24 protein-coding genes are annotated in these 26,464 nt (G+C 62.8%); 12 read left to right on the top strand and 12 right to left on the bottom strand.

Annotated features, from left to right (window positions below; translation table 11 throughout):
• Genes I6I07_RS08405 through I6I07_RS08390 form a run of 4 tightly spaced genes read right to left on the bottom strand, consistent with a single transcriptional unit; the run spans position 1 to position 3,512 of the window.
• Positions 1-600: an ABC-type transport auxiliary lipoprotein family protein gene (locus I6I07_RS08405; protein ID WP_198486299.1), complete on the bottom strand. Its 600-nt coding sequence runs from the start codon at positions 598-600 to the stop codon at positions 1-3.
• Positions 597-1,553, bottom strand: a complete 957-nt coding sequence (locus I6I07_RS08400) for an MlaD family protein (RefSeq protein ID WP_198486298.1) — start codon at positions 1,551-1,553, stop codon at positions 597-599. The genes I6I07_RS08405 and I6I07_RS08400 overlap by 4 nt, the downstream gene beginning before the upstream one ends.
• Positions 1,540-2,379: an ABC transporter ATP-binding protein gene (locus I6I07_RS08395; protein WP_006391932.1), complete on the bottom strand. Its 840-nt coding sequence runs from the start codon at positions 2,377-2,379 to the stop codon at positions 1,540-1,542. The genes I6I07_RS08400 and I6I07_RS08395 overlap by 14 nt, the downstream gene beginning before the upstream one ends.
• Positions 2,379-3,512, bottom strand: coding sequence for an MlaE family ABC transporter permease (locus tag I6I07_RS08390; RefSeq protein ID WP_198486297.1), 1,134 nt, complete (start codon positions 3,510-3,512; stop codon positions 2,379-2,381). The genes I6I07_RS08395 and I6I07_RS08390 overlap by 1 nt, the downstream gene beginning before the upstream one ends.
• 95 nt (positions 3,513-3,607) lie before the next feature.
• Here I6I07_RS08390 and I6I07_RS08385 point away from each other — a divergent pair, with 95 nt between their 5' ends.
• Genes I6I07_RS08385 through I6I07_RS08375 form a run of 3 tightly spaced genes read left to right on the top strand, consistent with a single transcriptional unit; the run spans position 3,608 to position 5,442 of the window.
• Positions 3,608-4,462 carry a biotin--[acetyl-CoA-carboxylase] ligase gene (locus I6I07_RS08385; protein WP_198486296.1) on the top strand — a complete coding sequence of 285 codons (855 nt, stop codon included), beginning with the start codon at positions 3,608-3,610 and terminating at the stop codon, positions 4,460-4,462.
• Complete coding sequence (locus I6I07_RS08380) at positions 4,459-5,265, top strand: type III pantothenate kinase (protein WP_198486295.1); 807 nt, start codon at positions 4,459-4,461, stop codon at positions 5,263-5,265. Before I6I07_RS08385 ends, I6I07_RS08380 begins: the two co-directional genes overlap by 4 nt.
• Before the next feature lie 12 nt (positions 5,266-5,277).
• A complete protein-coding gene (locus tag I6I07_RS08375; RefSeq protein WP_006391936.1) occupies positions 5,278-5,442 on the top strand; it encodes a hypothetical protein in 165 nt (54 codons plus the stop codon).
• Between the two features lie 29 nt (positions 5,443-5,471).
• Here I6I07_RS08375 and I6I07_RS08370 read toward each other — a convergent pair whose 3' ends face one another.
• Complete coding sequence (locus I6I07_RS08370; protein ID WP_198486294.1) at positions 5,472-6,800, bottom strand: 3-deoxy-D-manno-octulosonic acid transferase; 1,329 nt, start codon at positions 6,798-6,800, stop codon at positions 5,472-5,474.
• Positions 6,800-7,831 (bottom strand): lipopolysaccharide heptosyltransferase I, encoded by a 1,032-nt coding sequence (waaC, locus tag I6I07_RS08365; protein WP_198486293.1) that lies wholly within the window; start codon positions 7,829-7,831, stop codon positions 6,800-6,802. The genes I6I07_RS08370 and waaC overlap by 1 nt, the downstream gene beginning before the upstream one ends.
• A 17-nt stretch (positions 7,832-7,848) precedes the next feature.
• On the opposite strand from waaC, the gene I6I07_RS08360 reads away from it, so the two are divergent.
• From I6I07_RS08360 to I6I07_RS08325, 8 genes are read left to right on the top strand one after another with little or no spacing between them, the layout of a single operon-like run.
• Complete coding sequence (locus I6I07_RS08360; protein ID WP_198486292.1) at positions 7,849-9,771, top strand: polysaccharide biosynthesis protein; 1,923 nt, start codon at positions 7,849-7,851, stop codon at positions 9,769-9,771.
• Positions 9,768-10,799: an N-acetylneuraminate synthase gene (neuB, locus tag I6I07_RS08355; RefSeq protein ID WP_198486291.1), complete on the top strand. Its 1,032-nt coding sequence runs from the start codon at positions 9,768-9,770 to the stop codon at positions 10,797-10,799. The genes I6I07_RS08360 and neuB overlap by 4 nt, the downstream gene beginning before the upstream one ends.
• Before the next feature lie 7 nt (positions 10,800-10,806).
• Positions 10,807-11,940, top strand: a complete 1,134-nt coding sequence (neuC, locus tag I6I07_RS08350) for a UDP-N-acetylglucosamine 2-epimerase (protein ID WP_198486290.1) — start codon at positions 10,807-10,809, stop codon at positions 11,938-11,940.
• A complete protein-coding gene (locus tag I6I07_RS08345; RefSeq protein ID WP_198486289.1) occupies positions 11,930-12,562 on the top strand; it encodes an acetyltransferase in 633 nt (210 codons plus the stop codon). The genes neuC and I6I07_RS08345 overlap by 11 nt, the downstream gene beginning before the upstream one ends.
• Positions 12,559-13,539 carry a Gfo/Idh/MocA family protein gene (locus tag I6I07_RS08340; RefSeq protein WP_198486288.1) on the top strand — a complete coding sequence of 327 codons (981 nt, stop codon included), beginning with the start codon at positions 12,559-12,561 and terminating at the stop codon, positions 13,537-13,539. Before I6I07_RS08345 ends, I6I07_RS08340 begins: the two co-directional genes overlap by 4 nt.
• Entirely contained in the window at positions 13,536-14,237 is a 702-nt protein-coding gene (locus tag I6I07_RS08335; protein ID WP_198486287.1) for an acylneuraminate cytidylyltransferase family protein, read from the top strand. The genes I6I07_RS08340 and I6I07_RS08335 overlap by 4 nt, the downstream gene beginning before the upstream one ends.
• The gene (locus tag I6I07_RS08330; RefSeq protein ID WP_198486286.1) at positions 14,234-15,028 is read left to right on the top strand and encodes an SDR family oxidoreductase; all 795 of its coding nucleotides are present in this window, start codon (positions 14,234-14,236) and stop codon (positions 15,026-15,028) included. Before I6I07_RS08335 ends, I6I07_RS08330 begins: the two co-directional genes overlap by 4 nt.
• 12 nt (positions 15,029-15,040) lie before the next feature.
• Positions 15,041-16,540, top strand: a complete 1,500-nt coding sequence (locus I6I07_RS08325; protein ID WP_269784341.1) for an aminotransferase class I/II-fold pyridoxal phosphate-dependent enzyme — start codon at positions 15,041-15,043, stop codon at positions 16,538-16,540.
• Between the two features lie 14 nt (positions 16,541-16,554).
• Here I6I07_RS08325 and I6I07_RS08320 read toward each other — a convergent pair whose 3' ends face one another.
• The 6 genes from I6I07_RS08320 to I6I07_RS08295 form a co-directional block, all read right to left on the bottom strand.
• The gene (locus I6I07_RS08320) at positions 16,555-17,679 is read right to left on the bottom strand and encodes a hypothetical protein (protein WP_198486285.1); all 1,125 of its coding nucleotides are present in this window, start codon (positions 17,677-17,679) and stop codon (positions 16,555-16,557) included.
• Positions 17,645-18,592: a Gfo/Idh/MocA family oxidoreductase gene (locus tag I6I07_RS08315; protein WP_198486284.1), complete on the bottom strand. Its 948-nt coding sequence runs from the start codon at positions 18,590-18,592 to the stop codon at positions 17,645-17,647. Before I6I07_RS08315 ends, I6I07_RS08320 begins: the two co-directional genes overlap by 35 nt.
• A 31-nt stretch (positions 18,593-18,623) precedes the next feature.
• On the bottom strand, positions 18,624-19,583 hold the full coding sequence (locus I6I07_RS08310) for a Gfo/Idh/MocA family oxidoreductase (protein WP_198486283.1): 960 nt from the start codon (positions 19,581-19,583) through the stop codon (positions 18,624-18,626).
• Entirely contained in the window at positions 19,576-22,458 is a 2,883-nt protein-coding gene (locus I6I07_RS08305) for an O-antigen ligase family protein (RefSeq protein ID WP_198486282.1), read from the bottom strand. The genes I6I07_RS08310 and I6I07_RS08305 overlap by 8 nt, the downstream gene beginning before the upstream one ends.
• On the bottom strand, positions 22,455-23,696 hold the full coding sequence (locus I6I07_RS08300; protein WP_198486281.1) for a UDP-N-acetylglucosamine 2-epimerase: 1,242 nt from the start codon (positions 23,694-23,696) through the stop codon (positions 22,455-22,457). The genes I6I07_RS08305 and I6I07_RS08300 overlap by 4 nt, the downstream gene beginning before the upstream one ends.
• A gap of 88 nt (positions 23,697-23,784) precedes the next feature.
• On the bottom strand, positions 23,785-25,110 hold the full coding sequence (locus tag I6I07_RS08295) for a hypothetical protein (RefSeq protein ID WP_198486280.1): 1,326 nt from the start codon (positions 25,108-25,110) through the stop codon (positions 23,785-23,787).
• A gap of 145 nt (positions 25,111-25,255) precedes the next feature.
• Between I6I07_RS08295 and I6I07_RS08290 the strand changes: the two genes are divergently transcribed.
• Positions 25,256-26,425: an acyltransferase family protein gene (locus I6I07_RS08290; protein WP_198486279.1), complete on the top strand. Its 1,170-nt coding sequence runs from the start codon at positions 25,256-25,258 to the stop codon at positions 26,423-26,425.
• Positions 26,426-26,464: the final 39 nt, after the last annotated feature.

Here is a 26,464-nt window from a genome sequence, read left to right as displayed (position 1 = left end):
TTAACCGGCGGGTCGAGCCGCGGCCTTCGGTTGCGCGGCCAGCCATTGCGCCAGCTGGTCGGCGGCGTCATCGGTGGCCTGGCGCAAGGCGGCCACGCCGCCCGCGGCATCCTGCGTGGGCGCGGGCGCCTGCGTCGCGATGCGCAACTGGCCGACCACGGCGCGGCCGTTCAACAGCACCGCCTGCAGCAGCACGCGGCCCTCGCTGGCCGATCCATCGGGCGTGAAGATCTGTTCGAACTGCGACAGGTAGACCTGCACCTGCGGCGTCTGGCCGTTGGCGCGCTCGGCCAGCACCGGCCCCTGGCGCGACAGGCGCTCGATCAGGCGCTGGCGCACCAGGTCCGACGGCGACGAGGCCCAGCGATAGGTGGCATAGGCCTGCGGCGCGGCGCTGTCGCCCACGCGCCAGATCACGCCGGTGCCGGACAACGCCGGCACCGCCGAGAACACCATCGCGACGGGCTCGCGCGCGGGCAGCTGCGGCGCCGGCCGGGCGTCCAGGCCCAGATCGAATACGGCCGGCGGCGCGCCGACACGGCCTACGCCACAACCGGCCAGCGCCAGGGTCAGGATCAGGATCGCGCTACGCATCTTCATTTCGGCTGTCTCCCAAAACCGGCGAAGCCGGCCTCGCCCGGCCCGGGCGCCGCTGGCGCCGGTCCGAACAATAACGATTGCGGCGTGTTGTCCACGCGGCGCAGGGTAGAGGTGGCGCCGCGCGCGGCCTCGGTGACGCTGGACGCCATGCCGGTGATGGCCGGCAGCGTCTCGTTGTCCAGGCGCGAGGCGGCATAGGCGATATCGCTGAGGCTGCGCGTGGCCATGGCCAGCGCGCCGTCGGGCGCGTTCAGGCGCGCCAGCGACTGCCGCGCCTGTTGCGCCAGGTCCGCCACCTCACGCGCCGCGCGGTCGGCCTGGCGCGAGGTGTTGCCCAGCGCGTCGACCAGCGGCCCCAGCTTGGCCAGGGTCGGCCCCAGGTCGCGGCTGGCCTCTTTCAGCGACTGGGTGATGTCGGTGGCGTTCTGCAGGCTGGCGGTCAGCGCCTGCACGTTCTGTTCGCTCAACAGGCGGCGCAACTGCTCGGTGGCGTCTTCGACGTTGGAAATCAGCCGTCCGCCGCGCTGCTCGATGCGGTCCAGGAAACCCGGGCGCAGCGGAATCGCCGCGGGGTTGGCCTCGGTCGATGCCAGGCGCTTGAACGAGCTGCCGTCGTCGCGCAGCTCGACGTTGGCCATGCCGGTCACGCCCTGCACGCCCAGTTCGGCCCAGGTCGATTCGGTGATGGGCGTGTTCGGCGCCACGCCGATGCGGATGCGCACCTGGCCCGGCTTGTCGGGGTTGAGCGCGAGCGCCTGCACCTTGCCCACCGGCACCCCTTGATAGCGCACGGTCGACTGCGGATTGAGCCCGCTGACGGCCGTGGCCGAGATGATTTCATAGGTTTGCAGTTTGGTCCGGTCGCGGCCGATCCAGACGGCCACCAGCGCAGCGGCGGCCAGCAGGACCAGCGTGAAGATGCCGGCCATGAGCGCGTGACTACGGTTTTCCATGATGCGTTCCCTTCGGCGCCATGTCCCCGAGCGCGCGCAAGCCGCGCTCGCCCAGGAAGAATGTGTGTATGAACGGGTGGTCGACCTTCAGCACTTCCGGCACCGTGTCGCATACGATCACCCGCTTGTCCGCCAGCACGGCGACACGGGTGGCCAGCGCGAGCAGCGTGTCCAGATCGTGCGTCACCATGACGACGGTAAAGCCCAACTGCCGGTGCAGACTGCGCACCAGGTCCACGAATTCGTCCGAACGCAGCGGATCCAGGCCCGCCGTGGGTTCGTCCAGGAACACCAGTTCCGGGTCCAGCGACAGCGCACGCGCCAGCGCCACGCGCTTGATCATGCCGCCGGACAGGTCGGACGGCCGCTTGCCGGCATCCTGCGCCGACAGGCCGACCATCGCCAGGCGGCACATCACCACGTCGTGCACCAGGTCCTCCGGCACCGTGCGCAACTCGCGCAGCGGCAGCGCGACGTTGTCGTACACCGACAGCGCCGAGAACAGCGCGCCCGCCTGGAACAGCATGCCCCAGCGGTACGACAGGCGCCGGCGTTCGCTCGGCGTCAGTTCCGACAACGTGTTGCCCAGCACCCGGATGGTGCCGGCCGCCGGCCGGTCCAGCCCGATGATCTGCCGCAGCAGCACCGTCTTGCCGGTGCCCGACCCGCCCACCAGCACCAGGATCTCGCCCGGAAAGACGGTCAGGTCCAGATTGTCGTGCACCACGTGGTCGCCGAAGGCGGTCCGCAGCCCGCGCACCGTGATGACCGGGGCGACCGTGACGTGCTCTTCGGTGAACAGGCGTTGTTGCTCGGCGCCGGCCATCAGATGCCCACCGAACTGAAAATGACCGCGTACAGCGCGTCCAGCAGGATCACCCCGGTGATCGAGGTGACCACGGAGGTCGTGGTGCCGCGCCCCAGGCTTTCCGTATTGGGCTGGATGCGCAGGCCGAAATGGCAGGCGATCAGCGCGATCAGGATGCCGAAGGTCACGCCCTTCAGGATGCCGATCCAGTAATTGGTCAGGGAAATGGCATCCGGCAGCGATTGCAGGAACCACTGCGCCGACACCCCCAGCTGCACCTGCGCCGCCAGCATCCCGCCCAGGATCGCCATGGCGTCGGTCCACAGCACCAGCAGCGGCATGGTCACGGCCAGCGCCACCACCCGCGGCAGGATCAGCCGCTGGCCATGCGAAATGCCCATCACCAGCATCGCGTCCAGTTCCTGCGTGACCCGCATGACGCCGATCTGCGCGGTGATGGCCGACCCGGAGCGGCCCGCCACCAGGATGGCGGCCAGCACCGGCCCCAGCTCGCGCACGATCGACACGCCCAGCAGCCGGACGATGAAGCGGTCGGCGCCGATCATCTGCAACTGCTGGGCGGACAGGTACGACAGCACCACGCCGATCAGGAAGCCCACCAGCGCGGTGATGCCCAGCGCCTGCGCCCCCGTGCGGTAGACCTGGGCCGAAATCTCGCGCCACGGGCCCCGCGACGGCCGCCGCAGCATGCCGAACAGGTCCAGGACGAGCTGCCCCAGCATGATCAGCAGCGCGCGGCCGTTCTCGACCGCCTGCAGCACGGCATCGCCCACGGCGCGCAGCCAGCCCCACGAGGGCTCGGGACGCGGCGGCGCCTGCTTGCCGCCCTTGTTCGTCGCCAGGGCGGTGAACACATCCTGCTGGCCGGCCGACCAGCGCACGCGCTCGGGCAGCTTTTCATCCCAGGCCTGCCAGATCAGCAGTGCGCCGATGGTGTCGAGGCGGCTGATGCCCTGCAGGTCCCAGCGCACGCCGGCGGCGGCGGCCTTGGCCATGGCCGCGCGGCGACGCTCGACCTCGCCCGGCTCGGCCAGCGCCAGCACGCTCCAGTCGCCCCCGACGTGGCACACGCCCGCTTCCTGGCGGAAGGGCGCGGCGGCGGTGGACGCGGACGGGGCGGAATGCGGCATGAATGCAGGGTCGCAATGCAAAATGTATCGCCCATCATATACGCTGCGCACGACGCGGCGCGAACGCGGCCCGCGCGTGCCCTACAATCGGCGCCATGTCCGCTCAAGTCCGCCCCACCGACCTGCCCGCGCCCGACGATCTCGCGCGGATGCTGGGTTCACGCCTGCCCGCTTTCCAAGATGTCGCCTGGATCTCCAGCACCGGCTCCACCAACGCCGACCTGCTGGCCCGCGCCCGCGCTGGCGGCGGCGCCGGCAAGCCCTGGCTGCTGGGCACCCATCTGCAGGAAACGGGCCGCGGCCGCGCCGGCCGCCCCTGGCAGAACCGGGTGGGCGCGGCGCTGATGTTCTCGTGCGCCTTCGACGTGCACCTGCCGGCCGCCCAGCTGCCGGCGCTGTCGCCACTGGCCGGCCTGGCCGCCTGCGAGGCGCTGCGCGCCGTGGGCGGCCCCGGCGCCGAAGGCCTCTGCATGAAATGGCCCAACGACGTGCAATGGCACGACGCCAAGCTGGCCGGCGTGCTGGTCGAGACCACCCGCAACCCCGGCGGCCGCGAGACCGGCTACACCGTCGTCATCGGCATGGGCGTCAACCTGTTCGATGCCGGCGCGCTGTCGCAGGCGCTGGGCCGCCAGGTCGCCGACTGGAGCTGTGTCACCGAACACGCGCCAGGCCATGCCGCCACCGCCGCGGACCTGGTCTGTGCGGCGGCGACCGCCTGGCACGAGGCCGTGCGGACGCTGGAACGCGAGGGTTTCGCCGCCTTTTCCAGGCGCTTCGACCAGGTCGACGCGCTGGCCGGCCGCCCGGTCAACGTGCTGGACAAGGGCGATGTGGTCCTGAGCGGCACCGCCTGCGGCGTCGACGGCCAGGGCCGCCTGCTGGTGCAAACGCCCCAGGGCGCCATGCCGATCTCGGTCGGTGAAATCTCGATTCGACGCCAAGCATGATTATCCTCATCGACTCCGGCAACAGCCGCCTCAAAGTGGGCTGGCTGGACCCCAGCAGCCCGGACATGCCGCGCGAGCCGGCCGCCGTCGCCTTCGACGGCCTGGACCTGGACGCCCTGGACCGCTGGCTCGCCGCCCTGCCGCAGCGGCCATCGCGCGCGCTGGGCGTGAACGTGGCCGGCGCCGAGCGCGGCGCCGCCATCTCGACCATCCTGCAGCGCCACGGCTGCGCCGTGACCTGGGCCACCTCGCAGGCCACCACCCTGGGGCTGGTCAACCACTACAAGACGCCATCGCAGCTGGGCGCGGACCGCTGGGCCTCGCTGCTGGGCGTGCTGTCGCGCCTGCCCGGCGCCCATCCGCCCTTCCTGCTGGCCAGCTTCGGCACCGCCACCACCATCGATACCGTGGGACCGGACAACGTCTTCGCCGGCGGCCTGATCCTGCCGGGCCCGGCCATGATGCGCAACGCGCTGGCCCACGGCACGGCCAACCTGCCGATCGCCGACGGCCAGGTGGCGGCCTATCCCACCGACACGCACGAGGCCATCGCCTCCGGCATCGCCGCCGCGCAGGCCGGCGCGGTGGTGCGCCAGTGGCTCGCCGGCCGCCAGCGCTACGGGCAGGCGCCGCAGATCTTCGCCGCCGGCGGCGGCTGGCCCGAGGTGCACCAGGAAATCGAACGCCTGCTGGCCGATGCCGGCGGCGCATTCGGCGCCGCGCCGGTGCCGATCTACCTGAACCACCCCGTCCTGGACGGACTGGCCGCCATCGCGCGCGCCAATCCGGCAGCGAACGCCTGACGAGGCCGCGGCATGCGAGTGCTCTTCATCCTGATCCTGTTGGCCAACCTGGGCGTCTACGCGCTCGGCCAAGGCTGGCTGGGCGTGCGCCCGGAAGACGAGGGGCGCGATCCGCGCCGCTTCAGCCAGGAGCTGAACCCCGGCGCGGTCACGCTGGTGCCGCGCAAGCCCGCCTGACGGTGTGACGACCTAAAGGGCCGCCAAGCTCAGCGCAACCAGGGCGCCAGCGCGTCCATCGTCCGCACCGTGGCGCCGGCATGGCTGGCGAACCAGGCGCGCGCCGCGTCCCCTGCCGCCTGCCTGGCGGCAGGGTCGGCCACCAGGGCCAGCGCGGCCTGCACGGCCTGCTCCGGGTCCGGCTGGCGCTGCGCGGCGCCGGCCTCGATGGCATCGCTGGCCGCCTGCTGGAAATTGAACGTGTGCGGCCCGACGATCACCGGCACGCCCGCGGCGCAAGCCTCGATCAGGTTCTGGCCGCCCAGCGGGGCAAAACTGCCCGCCACCACCGCCACGTCCGCGGCGGCGTAATAGAAAGCCATTTCGCCCAGCGTATCGCCCAGCAGCACCGTCGTCTCCGGACCGGGCGCCTGTCCCGACGACCGCCGCACGTGGGCCAGGCCAGCCTGCGCCAGCAGCGCGGCGGCCTCGTCGAACCGCTGCGGGTGGCGTGGAATCAACAGGAACAGCGGTGCGCCGGGCATGGCGGCATGGCGCTTGATGGCCTCGATGAACGGCGCATCCTCACCTTCGCGCGTGCTTGCCAGGGCGATCACCGGGCGGCCCAGGCGGACGCGCCAGGCCTGTCCCGCCTCGACCTGGGCCGCGGGCAGGGACAGATCGAACTTCAGGTTGCCGGACACCGTGGGGCGCGGCGCGCCGGCCCGGGCCAGCCGCTCGGCGTCCGGCGCCGTCTGCGCCAGCACCAAGTCCAGCCCCGCCAGCGCCTCGCGCATGACCCCGCCCATGCGGCCGGCCTGCCGCAGCGACGATTCGGAGAACCGCGCGCTCACCAGCGCCATCGGCAGCTTGGCGCGCCGCGCCGCGGCCAGCAGGTTGGGCCAGATCTCGCGCTCGATCAGGATGCCGCAACGCGGCGCGGCGGCAGCCAGGAAGCGCCGCGTGGCGCCGGGAAAATCGTAGGGCAGCCAGGCCTGGCGCAATTGGCCGCGGGCGATGGCGTCCGCGAACAGCCGCGCGCCCTCGGCCCGGCCGGTGGCGGTGATGTGGGTCAGCAGCACCGGCAAGCCGCGATCCAGCAGGGCCTGCAGCAGCGGTTGCGCGGCGCGCGTCTCGCCCAGGCTGACGGCATGGACCCAGACCGGCGCTTGCGCGGGACCGGCGGCGGTCGCATCGCTGGATTCAGCCTGGCCTGGCGCGGCCCGGCCTGACGCGGCCCGACCTGACGCGGCCCGACCAAACCGCTCCGGAGAGAAGATCTGCCATTCACCGCCGGCGCGCTTGGCGCGGCGGGCCATCCATAGCCAGACCAGGGGGGCCAGCGCCCGCAACCCCAGGGTATAGACGGCGCGGTTCATCAGCGCGCGGCCAGCGCCTGCTCCACCGACGCCATGACCGCCTCGCGCGAGGGCGACGCGCCGCGATCGCCGAGACTGGCCGTGTAATTCGAGCCGACCAGGGGCGTGCGCACCGGTGTGGATGCACGGTAGATGCCGATGGTGGGACGGCCCAGCGCCGCCGACAGATGGGTCAGGCCGCTGTCCAGCCCGACCATCAGGCGCGAACCGGCCAGCAGCCGCGCCACCGACGTCAGGTCCATGCGCGGCATCACCTCGACGTCTTCCATGCCCGCCACCAGCAGCTTGGCTCGTTCCGCCTCCCTGTCATTGCCGGCCAGCAATTTCAGCGCACAGCCCGCATCGCGCAAGCGGCGGAACACTGCGCGCCAGTCATCTTCGGGCCAGAGTTTGTCGTCACGGCTCGCCGAAGGCATGATCACCGCGTAATCCTGGCTGGTATCCAAGTGCAGCACCCGCGACACTTCCTGTCCATGGCCTTCTCGGGACACGTCCTCGGCGGGCGGACTGATGGATTGTCGACAAAATTCCTGTAGACCGAAATCCGGGTGGCCAGAATAGGTGTAGCCAAATGTCAACGCTGCCAACTTCCGCTGGCGAACGACTGCCGGTTGCCAGAACTCGACTCGATGGCGGACGTTATAGAATAGGCTCGCCAATGGCTCCCGCGCAGACCGCCAATCCAGACCATGCTTGACACCTCGCGTCTGGCGGACTAGCCATGCCGACTTCAACAGTGCCTGCATGTCCAAAATGATATCGAATTCTTCAGCACGCAAGCGTTGTGCCAGCGCCTTCCGCTCAGCCCGGACTTCCGAGGACCACCAGGATTTCCGCCAACGGCGATGAGCAACTTTTATTACTTCGTGAACGCCTGGATGCCAGCTAGGAATCTCCGCGAATGCCTCCTCGACTATCCAGCTAATCCGCGCCTCCGGCACATGCCGAACGATGTCGGATATGGCGGGCAGCATGTGAACCAGATCCCCAAGGGATGACGTGCGAACGATAAGGATACGGGGATGTTTCATTTAGGTAGAATTCTATAATGCCGATCACATTGCTAGCTTCACTTTCTGCGCGCCTGTTGAACTTGCCGCGAGCATACAAGCGTATTGCGACTATTGTTGTTGACGCTGCACTGTTGTTCGTGTCGTTTTACGCTGCCCTTTGGCTACGCTTCGACTTCCTGTACTTCTCCAGGGAATACGGCCTCTACTCCGTCATCGCCGTACTCAGCGCGCTGTGTGGCATGTATCTTCTGGGAGCCTACCATTTCACCCTGAGATCGTTCAACGGGCGCACGCTCCTGTCGATCACAGGCGGCATTGTGCTATCGATCATGGCGATCGGCACGATCGACCTGTTCTTGAGAATTCTACCTGCCGTGCTCTCGCGCGGCTTTTTGGTTCTTTACGTCCTGCTGGCAATCACGATGCTCGCACTGTCGCGAGTCTTGCTACGCACTGCGTTCGGGGGGACCCTGTTTCCAGAGACCCGCCGAATCCCCGTCATCATCTATGGCGCGGGCAAGGCGGGACAACAGTTGGCCAACGCATTGCGCGCAACACCGCACTACCGACCGGTGGCATTGGTGGACGATGAACGCGCCAAGCAGAAGCTGTGGATCGCCGGCCTGCGCACCTACGCGCCTTCGAGCATCCCGGCATTGATCGATCGGTACCAGATCGAACAGCTCTTCATCGCGATGCCTAGCGCCGCCCGTAGCCGGCTGCGTGAAATTGCTCTGGATCTTGCGTCGTATCACTTGCAGATCCGCAGTCTCCCGCCTTTGGCCGAGCTCATCGATAGCGAGATCGACCATCGAAAGCTGCGCACCATCCGGATCGAGGACTTGCTCGGCCGCGACCCTGTCCCGCCCATTCCCGATCTGATCAGCAAGTGCGTGACGGGCAAATCCGTCATGGTGACAGGCGCTGGCGGCTCCATCGGATCCGAGCTCTGTAGCCAGATCCTGGCGCAAGGACCCACCAGACTGGTCATGCTGGAGGTGTCCGAAGCCGCGCTTTACACCACGGAGCAATACCTGCGCATTCATCACCGCGATTGCACCGTCGAGATCATCCCCATCCTCGGGAACGTACGCCATCGGGAATACTGCCTTGAGCAGATCCGCAGGTACGGCGTGCAAACCGTGTATCACGCCGCGGCATATAAGCATGTCCCCATCGTCGAACACAATATTTCAGAGGGCATCCTGAATAACGCGTTTGGCACCCTGAATATGGTGCAGGCCGCAATTGAAGCTCGTGTCGAGCATTTCGTGCTTGTTTCGACCGACAAGGCCGTGCGTCCGACCAACATCATGGGGACCACCAAGCGCCTTGCAGAGCTCATCCTTCAAGCGCACTCGCGTGCGCAGAGCTGGACCCAACTGTGCATGGTGCGGTTTGGCAATGTGCTTGGCAGCTCCGGCAGCGTAGTCCCCCTGTTTCGCAATCAAATCCAAGCGGGCGGCCCCGTCACCATCACCCACCCGGACATCATCCGGTACTTCATGACCATCCCCGAGGCCGCCCAACTGGTGATGCAGGCTGGCGCGATGGGCAAGGGCGGCGAGGTATTCGTGCTCGACATGGGCGAACCGGTCAAGATCGTCGATCTGGCGCGCCGCATGATTCAACTATCGGGCCTGGAAGTCCGCGACGCCGACAATCCCGCGGGCGATATCGAAATACGCGTGACCGGGTTACGTCCAGGCGAAAAGCTCTATGAAGAGCTCCTGATTGGCGAAAACGTCGAAAAGACTGGCCATGAACGCATCATGCGAGCCAATGAACATGAACTCGAGTATGGCGAACTCATGGCCGGTCTTGAGCGCCTGGCCGCAGCATTGCGCGAAAACCGCCTCTTCGACGCGGTGACCTGCCTCAAGGAGCTGGTGCCCGAATACGTGTGCCAGCTCGACATGGGTCGCATCCCCAACCATCACCATCTCGTCACACAATGAACACGTTCATCATTGCCGAAGCCGGAGTCAATCACAACGGTGATACCGCTCTTGCTCTAGAGCTAGTAGACATTGCCGCGGACGCCGGGGCAGATGCCATCAAGTTTCAAACTTTTAGCGCCGACCGGCTCGTCCGTGAAGGAGCGCCCAAGGCGGAATACCAGCGCACCCAAACGGGAGACGGCGATCAGCACCAGATGCTGAAGGCGCTGGAATTGCCGGATGCATCGTATGAAGCGCTGGTCCAGCGTTGCGCGGCCCGCGGCATCGAATTCATGTCGACGCCCTTCGACGAAGAAGCCGCGTCTTTCCTCATTGGCCTGGGCATGCGCCGCATCAAAGTCCCTTCCGGCGAAATCACCAACATCCCATTCCTGAAGGTGCTGGCGGCCTACGGCGTGCCGCTCATCCTGTCCACCGGGATGGCGAACCTGCAAGAAGTCGAAGCGGCGGTTGCGGCGGTGCGGGCCACGCGCGAGGCGCTCGGCCATACCGGCGAGCTGGCCGACTACGTAACGGTCCTGCACTGCACGTCCAACTATCCAGCGGCAGCTGTCGACGTTAACTTGCGCGCGATGGCCACCATGCGCCAGGCGCTGAATTTGCCCATCGGATATTCGGACCATACCGACGGTATCTCCATTTCGATCGCTGCGGTCGCGCAGGGCGCGACCGTCATCGAGAAGCACTTCACGATCAGCCGTGACATGAAGGGCCCGGATCACAAAGCGTCGCTTGAGCCGGCCGAATTGCGCGCCATGGTTCAGAGCATCCGGCTGGTGGAACAGGCCCAGGGTGATGGCGTGAAAACGCCCGCGCAAAAGGAACTGGCAGTACGAGACTTGGTACGACGCAGCGTCACGTCCACCGCCGCGATCAAGAAAGGTGAGGTCTTCGGCGCTCATAACCTGACCTTGCTGCGCCCAGGCACGGGTATCGCTCCCGCTGAATTGGCCAATCTGTACGGCAAGACCGCCACGCACGATATCCCCTCCAGAACCACCTTGACCTGGACTGACGTCGAGTAGCCCGACCATGCGACGCATCGTCTATATCTCCGGCACTCGGGCCGACTACGGCCTGATGGCGGCCACATTGCACAGGATCCAGGCTGATCCTGCCTGCCAGTTGAGCCTCATTGTCACGGGGATGCACCTCTCTCCCGAGTATGGCAATACCGTGGCGGAAATCGAGCACGATGGCCTGCCCATCCTGGCCCGCGTCATGCTCCCCATGAATACCGGCACGGGCGCGGGGATGGCCCGCGCGATCGGGTACATGGTCATGCAATTCAGCGACGTCCTCGAACAAGCCCGGCCGGACATCGTCTTGCTGCTCGGTGACCGGGGTGAAATGCTGGCCGGCGCCATCGCTGCCGCACACCTGGGCATCCCGATCGTGCATATCCATGGCGGCGAGCGTTCCGGCACGATTGACGAACCCGTGCGGCACGCCATTTCCAAACTTGCTCATTGGCATTGCGTCGCCACCCAGCAGTCGCGCGACCGTCTGATCAGCATGGGCGAGCAACCACGACACATTACCGTCACCGGCGCACCCGGACTGGACGGACTAGCCGAAACGCCCCGCGCGAATCGTGCGGAACTTTGCCAATCGCAAGGCCTGGACCCCGATTTGCCCCTGGCGCTGATGGTGTTTCACCCCGTCGTGCAAGAAGCCGACCGCGCCGCCGAGCAGGTCGATACGCTGCTGCGGGCCGTCCTCGCCCACGGTTACCAGTTATTGGCGCTGAAACCCAATTCCGATGCAGGTAGCACGGCGGTGGCCCAGGTTCTGGAGTCTCTGAGGGACAGGCCCGATGTCCGCGTGCTCACGCATCTGAGGCGCCCGGAGTTCATCGCCTGGATGGCCGCGGCCGACCTGATGATCGGCAACTCCAGCAGCGGCATTATCGAGGCCGCCACATTCGGCACGCCCGTCATCAATGTGGGGTCACGCCAGAACCTGCGCGAGCGCAATCCGAATGTCCTGGATTGCGACACCGACGCAGCGTCTATCGAGGCCGCGCTCAAGCATTTGCAACAGAGCCCCGGCCACATGTCTTCGGCCAACGTCTATGGCGACGGCCATGCCAGCGAACGCATCGCAGCGCTGCTGACGACGATGCCTCTGGACGATTCGGTCTTGATGAAATCCAATGCCTACTAGCCAGGTCCTGATAGTCGGCGCGGGCGGCCATGCCAAAGTGGTCTTGGATGCCCTGCTGCTCATGGGCGGCTACTCACCCGTCGTCATCGATGACAACCCCGCCCTGGACGGCACGACATTGCTGCATGTCGGCGTTCGCGCGCCGCTGGATGACTCGATGTTCCGTGATCAGTATTTCCATATCGCCATTGGTTCAAATATCGCGCGGGCAAAACTGTTCGCGCGATTCGTTCGCGCTGGCGGCAAACCACTGACCATCGCACATCCGACGGCATGCATTTCCCCGCATGCCCGCATCGCCGACGGCGTATTCATCGCCGCGCGCGCCGTCGTGGCTCCCGCGAGCCGCATCGAATCCGGGGTCATCGTCAATCACGGCGCCATCATCGATCACGACTGCATCGTGGGCCAACATGCCCATATCGCTCCGCAAGCCTCGCTCGCCGGTGGCGTTCAGATCGGCGAACAGGTCATGATTGGCGCGGGCGCAAACATCCTGCCTGGGCTGAAGATCGATTCACGCGCTACCGTCGGCGCGGGCGCAGTCCTGCGCAACGATGTCGGTCCGGACTCCCTGTGGGCGGGCGTTCCCGCCGTTCTGCGAAAGGCAGCGGCGACATGAAGATACTCATCATCGGAACAGGGTCGATCGGCCAGCGCCATATCAACAGCCTGAAATCGCTGCGCCAGGACCTCGGTTGGGTGCTGCTGCGGTCCCGCGTCTACCACGATGCGCTCAGCGCGAGCCTGGACGCGATCGTGTGCGACAACGTCGACGACGCCCTCGCCCAGCAGCCGGACCTCGCCGTCATCGCCAGCCCCTCCTCTCTGCATATCGAAGTCCTGCCCAAGCTGCTTGACGCCGGCATCGCGCTGTACATCGAGAAGCCTGTCGTGACGAATCGCGCGCAGCTCGCCCAGCTCATCGAGGCGGCAAACAGACACCGCGGCAAGGCGCCGACTCTGGTGGGCTGCAATCTCCGATTCCTGCCAGCGCTAGCGCAGATGCGCCAGCGGCTGCTTGAGACAGATATGGGAGCAATCGTGCGCGGCGACTTCCAGGCGGGCCAATGGCTGCCCGACTGGAGACCCGCGAGCGACTACCGCAAGAGCTACAGCGCCTCGCACGCGCTGGGGGGCGGTGTCATGCTGGATCTCATCCACGAGGTGGATGCCGCTCGCTGGCTGCTGGGCGAATTCGATAGCGTCAAGGCGTTTTCGGGCAAGTTGAGCTCGCTTGAGATCGAGACGGAAGACGTGGCCTGCATCGCGATGCGAGCCCGGCAAGGAACGCTGGCGACCGTCAGCGTCGACTACATCTCGCGCCAGCCCTTGCGGCGCTATCTCGTCGTCACGGAGTCGGGCACCCTGGTCTGTGACCTGATCGGCAAGACGCTCCATCTGACCCAGGCGGGCGGTCGTCAACTGCTTTTGACCAATGACCCGGCAGACTTCGACGTGGCTGCCACATACCCCTCAGCCATGGCCGAGTTGCTCAGTGCCCTGGATACCAATCGAGAAACCAGTCAACCACTTACCGAAGGCATCGCCAGCCTGGACTTGTTGTTGCGAGCCCGAGAAGCCTGCCGAAATCCATGAAAACCATTGCTACTATCTGCGCACGCGGGGGATCTGTTGGCGTGCCCCGCAAGAATATTCGACTGCTGCACGGCAAACCGCTGATTACTCACACGATTGAGCAAGCGCTTGCCTGCGACCTGATCGACGAAGTCTACGTTTCGACCGATGACGACGAGATCGCCGACGTTGCGCGCCACGCGGGCGCGCTGGTGCCGCTGCTGCGTCCGGCCCATCTTGCTACCAGCGAGGCCGGTAAATTGCCGGTGATTCAACACATGGCCGATTGGGTAAACGCGAACGCGGGCCCTGTCGGACGGGTCGTTGATCTCGACGCCACATCCCCGCTGCGCAATGCGCAGGACATCGTTGACTGCATCGCCCTGCTGGACGACGATACCGATGTGGTGATCACGGGATACGAGGCCGAAAAGAATCCATATTTCAACATGGTGGAGCGTCAGCCGAACGGCAATATCGGTCTGGTCAAAGTGCCCGACCAGGCCGTGCTGGGTCGCCAACACGCTCCAAAGGTCTATGCGATGAATGCATCGATCTATGTGTGGCATTACCATTCCCTGACAAAGGGCTTGTGGAACGGACGCACGCGGCTGCATGTCATGCCGCGCGAAAGATCAATCGATATCGATAGCGAAATCGACTTCCGCATTGTCGAGCTGATCATGGCATCCGCGCAGACGACTCAAGGCAAACAATGACTGACTTCACCCTGACCGGAAAAACCATCCTGCTCACAGGCGCTGCTGGCATCCTGGGCTCACGACTGACCCGCCACCTTCTGGATGCCGGCGCACAGACTGTCATTGCGCTCGACCATTCCGAAGCAGCCTTGCGCACACTGGAACAGGATATCGGCGAGCCGTCCCGCTTGCGCGCTGAATGCGTCGACATCACGTCCAAGCCCGCACTGGAAGCGATCCGCGAACGCCTCGGCGCCGACATGCCCGCCATCGATGTATTGATCAACAACGCTGCGACCAAAAGTCCGAACTTCTTCGAGCCGTTCGAAACGTTCCCCCGAGACGACTGGGACATGGTCATGGACGTCAACGTGACCGGCGCCATGCATTGTTGCCAGGTGTTCGGGACCCCGATGGCGCAGGCCGGTCGAGGCAGCATCATCAACACCCTGTCCATCTATGGAATCGTCGCCCCCGATCAGCGCATATACGAAGGCTCCAGCTATCTGGGAAGAGCCATCAACACTCCCGCCATCTACAGCGTCAGCAAGGCCGCCCTCTGGGGCCTGACTCACTACCTGTCGTCTTATTGGGGCGCTCAGGGTGTGCGCGTCAATGCCGTGACTCCCGGAGGTATATTCAGCGGACAGAACACGACCTTCGTTGACCGCTACTCCGCGCGAGTGCCGCTCAACCGCATGGCGCAACCTGATGAACTCATGGGGGCCTATCTGTACTTGGCCTCGGACGCATCCTCGTACACTACAGGCCAGAATCTCGTCGTTGATGGCGGCCTGACCGTTTGGTAAATGAGACAAGACATGAAACCTACCGAGAAAAAGAGTCCGATCACAGAGCTCTGCGTTACGCGGGGTGTCACGCTGCGCGAAGCGTTGGAGCGATTGAACCAATCCAACCACGCGCACGGCATGCTGCTCTTGGTCTCGCCGAACGGGCAGCTGGAACGCACGGTGACCGACGGGGACTTGCGCCGTCTCATTCTCAATGGGGCAACGCTGGAAAAAACGCTGGATACGCTGGATCGCACGACCCCCATCGTTCTGACGGAAGGGTATACCCGCCATACCGCGCTGGAACTGATGAACCAGCACGACATCAACCATCTTCCAGTCACGGATGCTCAAGGCAGGCCGATCAAGGTAGTAACGAGAGCAGACCTGGACGCTCAAGTTTTCCTTTCGTCACCCCACTTGGGAGAGCTGGAGCGAGAGTACGTCGAAGAAGCTTTCCGTACCAACTGGATTGCTCCGCTGGGGCCAAACGTCGACAATTTCGAAAAGGAACTGGCAGCCTATGTTGGCATCGGTCACGCTGCCGCGCTCAGCTCGGGCACCGCTGCGATTCATTTGGCGTTGCGCATATTGGGAGTCACCACGGGTGACACCGTGTTCTGCTCTTCGCTGACGTTTTCGGCTAGCGCGAACCCGATTGTCTACCAGGGAGCGCAACCCGTTTTCATCGATGCGGAGCCAGAAAGCTGGAACATGTCGCCGCAGGCGCTCGCGCGCGCGTTTGAAGATGCCAAGCGCAAGGGAAAACTGCCCAAGGCGGTGATCGTGGTGAACCTGTACGGCCAGAGCGCCGACATGGACCCGATCCTTGCCCTTTGCGACCAGTACGGAGTACCCCTGGTTGAAGACGCCGCCGAGTCCCTCGGCGCACGCTACAAAGGTCGCGCCAGCGGCACTTTCGGCGCCATCGGCATCTACTCGTTCAACGGCAACAAGATCATCACCACGTCGGGTGGCGGCATGCTCGTGTCGAATGACAAAGCGATCGTCGACCGGGCCCGTTTCCTGTCCACTCAGGCCCGGGATCCGGCCCCGCACTATCAGCACAGCGAAATCGGCTTCAATTACCGCATGAGCAACATCCTGGCGGGCGTCGGCCGAGGACAGCTCAAGGTGCTGGAGGACCGGGTACAAAGCCGGCGACACGTCTACGCCCAGTACCTCGACCGCTTCCAGCGCGTGCCTGGCGTGCACATGATGCCGGAACCCGATTGGAGTTTCTCGACTCACTGGTTGAGCGCGCTCACGCTGGATCCGAAGATCGGGGTCACTCCCGCCGATTTGATCCAGGCGCTGGGTGCCGAGCACATCGAAGCGCGTCCAGTCTGGAAGCCGATGCATCTGCAGCCAGTCTTTGCATCTTGCGAGTACTTCAAGCACGGTGAAGAATCCGTTTCCGACGGACTCTTCCACAACGGCATCTGCCTGCCTTCCGGTTCGAACATGAGCGAAGGCCAACTCGAGCGCACCATTGCGTGCATCGAAACGGTACTGAAAAAGCGCAAATAAACGCCTATTCAGGCTTAGAAGGCTTTCAGCAGAATGAGACTGCCGGTGATCCAGTTCAACACTTGAAGCTGGTCACCGCTGCAGCGCACGGTCAAGGGATCGAACAGCCTCCCCTTGCCTCGCCCGAATCCAAGCCGCTCACCACGAGGCATGAAAGCGTGATCAAACGCAAAGACATTGCCTTGCTGCTTGCAGACCGCGTAGAAGCCTTCGGGCCCCTCGCAGATGTCATTCAATAGCAGTATTCCCGGCAGAGCCTGAACCCGGCTGGCAAGACTGCCAAGCTCCACCACGACGATGACGCCCGGGGCGGTCCAATCCGACAGATAGAGCCGATCGCCGATACGGCGCGCGCGATCCACCTGCCGAATAGGCACTTTGACCCCTGCCGCTTGATCGCCGATCGGAAAGACATGGCCGTCGTAATCCACCGCCCAGAGTTCCGCGGCCATGGAGAACATCAGGACAATAGGCCGATGATGTTCCACATGATCAATGGTGCCGTTATCAAATACATCGGCGCCATTTGAAAAAATAGAACCGATGCTAATGCGCCCCGGAGCGATCAGATCCAGCTGACTCGGGTATCCGCAAGATTGCCCGCCGGATTTTCCCTGCCAATGCCACCGGACATTGTCTGGCCCCGAAATCAACAGGAGCCGCCCCCCTCCCTCCAGGTCCAGCCAGTCCCATGGCGCCGGCGCACCGAGCAACTTCTCTCCCTGTACGTCACGCACCACATCGACGTCGCGATCCAGCCAATCCCGCAGGAAGAAGTTCAATTGCTGCAACTTCATGCGCAACGGTCTACGGCTCTTCCCACCTTCAAGCAAGCGCGAGTAGAGCCTGGACGCATGGTCCGCCAGCGCAGTCAACCGCTCGTCACGCTCTTGGTCCGCGCGGCCACCCAGCAGCGCCACGCGGATCAGATCGAGATCGGCTTCCGCCACCGTGTCGATCGTAGCGGCCAATAACCTGTCCACCAAATCGCCGATGGCCGGCTTCTCGGGCAGCCCCTGAACCGACCAGCCATCCGACGGCAAAATATCGTAGAAGACCAGGGGATCCAGCGGCCGCGCAAGAAACGCGGCGACGTCCAGCGTTTCAGGCAACCGCGTCATAACCAAAGATTTTTTCAATGACTTCGAGATGAGCCGCCAGATCGTTCAAACCCACGACAGTCGATTGACCAGCCGGTGCCAGCCAAGCCCGCAGCATTGGCTCAAAGCCGCACTTGACCTCGCCCGAATAGGGCGCCATCAACGTTTGAGGCGCGACGGTCCCGCGTTCGGTGAAAGTCACGCCTTCCATCGGCATCAGGTCGTAGCGCCCCCGCGTTGTGCTCACGCTCAGCCACCAGCGTCCGGCACTGCGCCAATCCGACATGTAGGTGAACGGAATATCTTTGTCAGAGCTTCCAGATCCAGCGAACACGGCGCCCGCGGGATGCCAGGATATGGTGTCCTGGCCGGCAATAACGCTATGCAGCGCCTTGGGCATGCCGATGAGGTCGAATGCCGTTGCTATCACGTGGATGCAGTTGCTGGCCCCCCATCGGGCGAGCTCGAGGGTGGAATAGGCGGTGGCATCAATGCGATGCACCCACTCCGTGAACGAAAACGCGGCACTGGTGACTTCTTCGCCCTTCATGTGCTCGCGCAGCAATTCAACGGAAGGGAAGTACAGACGGTTCAGCGCGACGGCCGCATCAAACGACGGATGAGCCGCAATAAAGGTGCGCAGCGCCTGGCTCGACAGTGCGACAGGCTTTTCGACGAGCACCTTTTTTGCGCCGATGTCGGCCAGCACACTCATCAGGGGCATCAAGCTTTCGATCGCGGATGCCAGCACGACGCCGTCGTACTTTCCACCGACCTTGGCCAGCGTATCCGCCCCACCGCCGAACGCCTGGCCCAATTGCCAATCCCGCGCAAGCTTTTGTGCAGAGGCTTCGGTCCGAGCCAACACATCGATATTCTGAACGCCTACAGCACGCAGTGCCTTGACATACTCGGGGGCAATCCCACCCGCGCCAACCAACAAGATATTCATGAGTTCCAACTCCTCGTGCGCAACAGGCTATTCAGGTGATGGGGCAAGCGAGCTCACGCTCATGCCGCCCGGTCAATTGAACGTTGAACGTCTTCAACATCAGACGATTCATCGCTGCGGATTGCTCCAGGGTCGGCAACAAGCAGCGGCCTTCGCGTTGCTCCGCAAGAATCGGCGCAGTCAGCGCACTCACCCGTGGCACATTGAAGACAAGACCCTGCAATGGGGCAAGATCGCTGACCACTGAACCTGCCGCCTCATCGAACACGACCCGGCCGAATTCGCCTTCCACGCAGATGCGCGGAGCCGCCGCCGGCACCTTGTCGTGGTAAGTCACGCGCAGTCGACCTCCGAGATCATCGGACGCAACGGCCTTGCCCGTGAACTCCACGAAACTGCCGCCCCGCTTGGACTCGTGGACCGGCTTGTCGATTTCCGCCGACAGCTCGCTCACGTTCGAGCCGGTCAGATAGGCAAAGAGATCGACGTAGTGAATGAGATTGCAGCCCATGCCGTCGCCGTCAATGTCTACAGACATGGACAGCTGCTGGCCGGCCGTCAAGGCGCGCAATTTGCAGAGAGCGTCCAGGTAACGGTAGATATGGTTCACGCGGATATCCGCGCCCGCCTCGGCCGCGGCCGTCAACGCGTCATCCAGTTCCGCTTCGCTTTGAAACAGTACCTTCTCGCACAGTACTCGCTTGATCCCCAGGCCAAGCACTGCGCGCAATACCTGCAGACGTCCTGGCGCAGGGGTGGCAATCACGGCCGCATGAAACGGCCCGTGCCGCGCCACATCATCCAATGCGGCGAAAATCAATTCCTTGCCCTGGCAATTCGGCACATCGTGCCATCGCGTACGGGCAACTTCCGCGGCCGCCTGGCTGGGTTCCACCACCACCACGCGCCCGATCCACGGAGCATCTGCCAGACTCTGCAAATGCCGGCTTCCCAGGTTGCCGGCGCCAATTAGTAAGATGCTCTCATTCATAGTCAGGATTTCCAGAAAATTCGGTGTACAGCTTCACGCCAGAGACGGAGATAGGTTCGCTCTTGTTCTTGCCGGTCAACGTGAACCGGTAATAGTCATAACCCGGCGTTGAGCGCAGCGCATACCACTCGGTCGCCCCAAGGGTCAGATCTTCACGGCGGCTGCGCCGATCCAGGTCGACCCAGGATTGACCATCGTTTGATCCTTCAAACACCCAACTGACTGGCGGCTTGCCGTCTGGCTTGGCGTAATTCGGCAGCATGATTTCATAAAGGAACGGCGACGCGCGCTTGGCCCTGCGGGCATCGATTACGATCTGATCGCCATCGCGTCCGGCCCAGGACGTCGTCGCCTTTTCATCCCCCAGCACAGGTGCGGGCTTCACGCCGTCCGCCGTCACCGTGGTAATTGCATCAGGACGCGCCAGGTTGATGCCTACAGCGATCACGGCGCCCGACTCCAGGCGTACGTAAGGTGCGTTGACCCGCATCGTCATATCAACCGCCTTCAGACGCTCTCCCTCGCCGAAAGCCAGGGGAATGCTCCGATCCTCATCGATATGAACGCTGCGACCATCCTGATAGATCAAGTCGAACTCCAGACCCGTGTGCCGCACAGGCGTCAGTTGCCGTTGAATGCGGCTACGCTTTTCGGCTTCTGTCTGCGAATCGCTCAGCTTGAACTGCAACTGGGTCACGACCGGTGCGATACGCCGCCATTCGCTCAGCTCATTCACCGGGACATGCGGGGCGCAGTCGCGCGGTGTGCCAAACAGCGAAACATCATCGTCACGGACTTTGCCACACAGGACGTCGTCCAGCCCCAATGGCGCCACGTAAGGTGAAGAGCCCACCCTCAGCAGCGACACCGCTGGCGAACTGCTGCGGACGATCTCCCAACCATAGGGCAAATTGAAACTTGGCGCCAGACCGTAAGGGCGGTAGAAATTGAAACGCTGGCTCTTCACCAGGTTGGGATAGGCACTGTCGTGCGCCCCGGACCAGAAGACCCAGGACCCCGTAGGCAGATCAAGCGACTCGCCGTTGTCACGCAACTGACGGAACGCCACATTCTTTAAAGAGGGAATCCAGTTTCCCATCACGGAAAAGGCAAATCGTCCCACCGCCGTCAACAGACCCGAATTGCTGTAGACCACCTGAGGCACATGTTGCGCGTTCATGAGCGCACGAGCGCGCAAAAAGTCCGTCAGGGGCATTGTATAAGTCGGGCTTGTGAGCACGACCCAAAGGATCGATGCAAGCGCGCTAAGCGCAATGCCAACCCGGCCCCAACGGCTCACGAGGATTGAGCGCTCCCCCGTCGTGACCGACCCATTGGGCGCGCAGACTGCCAGCGCCAGGATCGCGAACACCATGAGAAGATTCCAGTCGCGCTCCTTGGGGAAGAACAAGGTGGCAATGCTCAGCATTACTACCATCCCCACGACGCCAACCATGTACAGTCCGCAGGGATCACGGCGGAACAAGACACGCCATAGACAGTACCCGCCGATGCCCGCGAAGAACAGGAACAACAACACCGGAGCCGGTATGCCCAGCATCAGCGCGGCGTCCACCAGAAGCACGTGAGACGAATCAGTGCAACGTTCGCCGCCCAACACGCGACCGGATAGCGGAATCACGCAACTCGGGCCATATCCCGACAAGGGCTGCTTTTCAATAGCCTTTATCGCGCCGCCTGCCAGGTCGAAACGGGCCACGTTGGTCTGAGCAAGGATTTCGACCGATGTGCCGTCTCCCTCGATCTTGCGTTCCGCTTTGTCATAGAACACCAGCGACGCAAACATGGGAATGACAAGTATCAACGCCACAATCATCGGGCGATACAGACTGGCCCGCACCCGCCAAAAACAGATCAAGCATGCGACGGCGCCAAGACAGATACCAACACTCAATGCGCGGGTACTGTTCAGCGCCAACGTACAGGCCAGTATTGCAAACCCCGCCACTGGCAACCATTTACGCCGCACGTTCGCCGTCAGCGACACCATGACGAACAGACCAATCGTCAGGAACAGATCCAGGCTGCCGTGGTAATAATATGCTCCACGCACCCGGCGGATGTAGTCCAGTCCGTCTGGAAATTCCAGGATGTAGGCCCAGTCTCCCACCGCCATCTGCGCCAAAGCGATCAACGCCTGGAACACCATGGCCAAGCCGATCGTCGATAGCAATAAGGTGCGATCGCGCTCGGTCTTGACCAAGATCACGACCAAGAATGCAGTCAGGATGAATGCGTACCAGATGGCCGAGGCTGCCATTACGCTACTGACAGACCGCTCGAGCAAGGAGACACTATCGGCGTCCGTCGACAACTCGCGAACGGCGTCATAGAGACTCCATAGCGCATTGCCGAACAACCAGACGCCGAACAGCACCAGCACGATGAGTACATACCGGCCCATCGGGTTGCCGTGCGTATCCCGCCAGCAAAGAAACCCGAGCCCGGCGAAAAGAACACCATCGACGACGAGCAATTGCACTGCCGGCGCGAGGTTGAGCGGATAGCCCATGACATAGTGCACGGCATCCGCCACATACTGAAGCGGCCTGACCAGCAAGCCTGCATGCGAATGTGCCATCGGCAGGAGCATCAATCCCACCAGAGCCAGTCCCAGGACCACACCCAGCCATCGAGGCACTCGGGGATGAAGCACGAGAACGGCGATTGCGAACAATCTACACGCGTCGCCCCAGACGGGAAGGATCGGCAGACTCGCGGCGGTGAACAGCCCCAGGGCAAGCAGAACCAGCAACCTGCCCCGCCAGCGCGTCGCCACGTCATCGGCCGCTAGGGTTGCCGAGGCCTCCTGCGTCGGCCCAGGCTCGCCGAATGCTGCATTCCGCGGGCTCATATACGGGCCTCTCGAATCTCGGCGAGAGTCTTCGCATGTTCATTTTCAAGCACGTCGCAGACACGCTCGGCCGCGTTTCCTGGCGGCGGCAAGGTCTTGCGGGCCGCGGAGAGTTTCCGGGCAAGCGGCGTGTCATTCAGCACCTGTTCCAGACCTTGACCGACTTCCTGCAAATCGCCAAGCACCAGTGCGCCGTCCGCTTCGCTGTAGCTTACCAACTCATCGTATTGGGACAACTGCAGGATGATGGCGGGCTTACCCGTCAGCAGCATCTCCATCGCCACCGTGGACGTAAGCGTGACAACGGCATCCGCCGCGGCCGCCACCACCGGCAACGCATCTTCCGCAGGGCTATGCAACGCCCCTTCGGGAATAACCTCACCACGCGGATCAGTACTGCTGGGGTGCAGTCGTACAACCAGACGCCACCCTGCGCGCCGTGCGCAAAGTTCAGCGAGGAACGCCCTCACCCGCCGGGGCAATTCGGGATTCAACGGTTCGGGCTGCTCCGCCCAGAGAATGAGCTTTTCTTGATCCGCGACTCCATGCCGATGGCGCCATTGCGCACCCAGCTGCTGCAATTCGGGATCATTGAGCGCATCGAATGCCGGATTGCCAGTCACGAAAATACGTTCGCGCATCCGCCCGGCCTCCACCAGGCGATCGACCACGGTCTGCGAATAGACCGTCAGCAGGTGCCCGTTGTCAGGGCGGCGCAACCAAGGCAACTCAAGGATGGCAAAAAGATCGATGACGCAGATGCTGGGAATATGCAGCTGGCAGGCCGCCCGCAATAGCGCGGATTCCATGCGCGGCGAAGCGGTCGCCACTACCCAGTCGGGCTGTTCCGATTTGAGAATGCGGCTGGCGGTGGCCACGGGTGAAAATGCATTGAGACCACGCTCTTCATAAGCAGCCCAAGCCGCGGGCTCTCCGATCTCATCGACCAGATCCCGCATCGAGGCGCCAAGGTAGGCAATGGACTCTTCCTTCGGAATGCCCTTGCCTTCCGTATGGTGCCTCTCGGCCAGCTTGCCACCATACAACGCGACCCGAGCGTCGGTCGCATCCACATAGTCACGGACCGTCCGATGCGCGATGCCCAATCGGCTCAACACCGCGGATGCAGTCGTCAAAGCGAGCGGCACAACCTCGTGACCTCTGTTTTTCAGCGAGCGGATAAGCGGAATGGCGGCGGTGACATGGCCCCCTCCGTAAAACACCAAGAATACTTTCATTATCTCTGGGTCAGTATCAACGTTTCGAATCTGCTCGAATCGTTTGTTCGGCTGAATTATGAGGTCCGAACAAGATTTCCGCGCTGCATCATACAACCGTATGTAACGCTACGTGGTATCCACCAAAGCGACCCGCCGCTCCCACGCCAATGTGCGACAGACTCTGCAACATCATTGTCTGGTCGTCCAGCACATAAGTCCATTCGGACTTCGGCGTGATGACATCAAAATTGTCGTGAAAATAGCGCCCATCACGCGTGCGCAACGCAAGGAATGGTTGCGGACCGAAGACCTGTCCCGCAACCACGTTCACGTAAACGCGATTATTTTCCACCCGAAGCGCAAGCTCCAACGGCTGTATTGATTCGCTTTCAGCACTGACGTGCGCCTGGGCCGCCTCATGGGCACCAGAAAAACGTATTTTCACGTCGGGAAACTCGGCACGCACCTCTTGCAACATGGCGCGCAAGGTTTGGACATCCGGCCGAATATCCCGATAATCGTGATCGGCAAAGGCAAGAATCGCCGATCCATTCTCACTCGCCTGCCTGAAGGCATCTCGCACATGTTCGATCTGCATTACCCGCAAGCGCGTTCCCAGATTCAGACACCGAAAAATCCAGCGCCGGCAGCTTCCGGGGATCTGATAGTCGTCATGGCTCGGATGATAACCAAGCCAATCCGCAGGAGCACGGGACCAATCACCGAACCGACCAAGCTGGGTATCACGCTGAGCCGAGATCGCCGACTCATGCGACTGGCTGGCATAGTCAAAGGGGATCCACTGCTCGAAAAACAGATGCGAGTCCGGGCGCTCGGCATGGAAACCGGGCCGGTTGGTAGTGGGGAACCAGTGGTTATCTATAATGCGTCGCGCAATAGTAGGCATCAAAATATCCATACTATTTGCGAAAGACGTTGCGGCATGAAGTGGATGTCGAGTCAATGACAGCGGGTGAAAATGCCAATCAATTTCGTCGAGCTCGGAATTCGTCTCGCGTATTTTGTCCTGGTAGTAGCGAAAAATATTTCCGTACCCAAAATCCTTACGCCGCGGATTCTCATTCAATCCCAAGTGGTCCATGCAATGCCAGCTATAGACCCAACCACGGCCAAAATCATCGACCATCTGGTTGCGAAAAGGTGCGCTCATGCAATCATCAAGCATCGCGCCCACGTCATGCCAAGTGCGGTTATAGGCCATCAACGAGGGCGAAACGACCTTGGCGACCTCGTCTTCCAGGCCATCCAGCGGAATCTGGCGCTGCTGCAGCTTGATCAGATTCTCACGCGTGGGGGGAAGCACCACGTTAAACAACTGCCGCAGGCGAACAAAGGTATCCGCAAGGCTCTCATCGAGCGGGCCCTCTGTGTCAATGCAGTGCACGACATGTAACGTGGCGTTATTTTTCATGGATAATTTCGCGGCAGTAGCCAATGTAGGTAGGGGAACATTATAGTGCGATGCCCGGGCAAGCCACACTCAAAACCGCCCATGCCGCCCCTACCTGTGCAAAAATTGCGCACTTCCGTCGCACCCCACCATTTCAATCAATGACATGATGACTTTCGCTCTGAGCGCCGGCTCCGCAGCCCATCCCAGGGACGCCCTGGTTGCTCTGCCGTCACGCAACAACTTCGACGTACTGCGCCTTGCCGCGGCGTTCATGGTCGTGTACTCCCATGTTTTGCGCATCTTCGCCCTTGGCCCCTGTCCTGTGTTGCAGTGGTCCGGCTATGACGACCTGGCCACCGTCGGTGTGATCACCTTCTTCGTGATCAGCGGCTTTCTGGTAACGCGTAGCTTGCTTGCCTCGCCCACCATTGGCGGCTACATCGTCAATCGTTCAGTGCGCATCTTCCCCGGCCTGATCGTCTGCATGCTATGGAGCGCCTTGATCCTGGGCCCGATGGTCACAAGCCTGCCCCTGGCAAGCTATTTGTCCCACGAGCGCACGTGGCTCTATCTGCTGAATATTTTCCTGTTTCCGCTGCAAACCGTGCTGCCCGGCGTTTTCGAAGGCCAGCCCCGGCCCTTCACCGTCAACGGTTCTATCTGGACGCTCAGCATCGAGTTCTCGGCTTATCTCATCGCGATAGCCTTGCTGTTTGTCAGGGGTCGCAAGTGGCCGTACGCCCTCGCCCTGGCCATCATTACCGCAGCCTATTTTCTCATTGGTACGGCGACCAATGACAAGACGCTTTGGTATGCGATGCAATCGATCAACAACAATAAAGAAGATTATTTCTTCTGGCTGTATTTTCAACCCGTGAATGCAGCACGCTTCATCGCCTTCTTTTTCATAGGGGCATTATTCAATTGGATCCCCTTGCGCTTCTTGCGACTTGAAGTCGCGGCGATCTTGGCTGTTGTTTATATACTGACTTTCAAGACCAGCGCCTACTATCCCGTGCACTTCATCGCGCTGCCATATATCGTGATGGCCATTGGAGTCCGCCATTCGCAACTGGCCGATGCCATCCACCGGATGGGAGACATCTCCTACGGTGTATACATATATTCCACACCGCTGCAGCAGATGGCGTACTACTACCTGAACGGCAAAGTTTCGCCCGTTGCGGGCGCATGGATCTCGGTCGCGTTCAGCATCGCAGCGGGCCTGTTGTCCTGGTACCTGGTGGAGAAACCCGCCTTGCGACTCAAGCGCTACTCAACGCGCCCTGACGCCCCTTCCCGCCGCGCTACAGCTGATATGCAGCCGAAGTAAGCGATCAAACCGGCTCCCGCGCGCTGCCTGCATCGGGAG

This window comes from Achromobacter deleyi, from assembly GCF_016127315.1.
GTDB classification, from domain to species: domain Bacteria; phylum Pseudomonadota; class Gammaproteobacteria; order Burkholderiales; family Burkholderiaceae_B; genus Achromobacter; species Achromobacter insuavis_A.
This window is presented reverse-complemented; position numbering and strand designations above follow the sequence as displayed.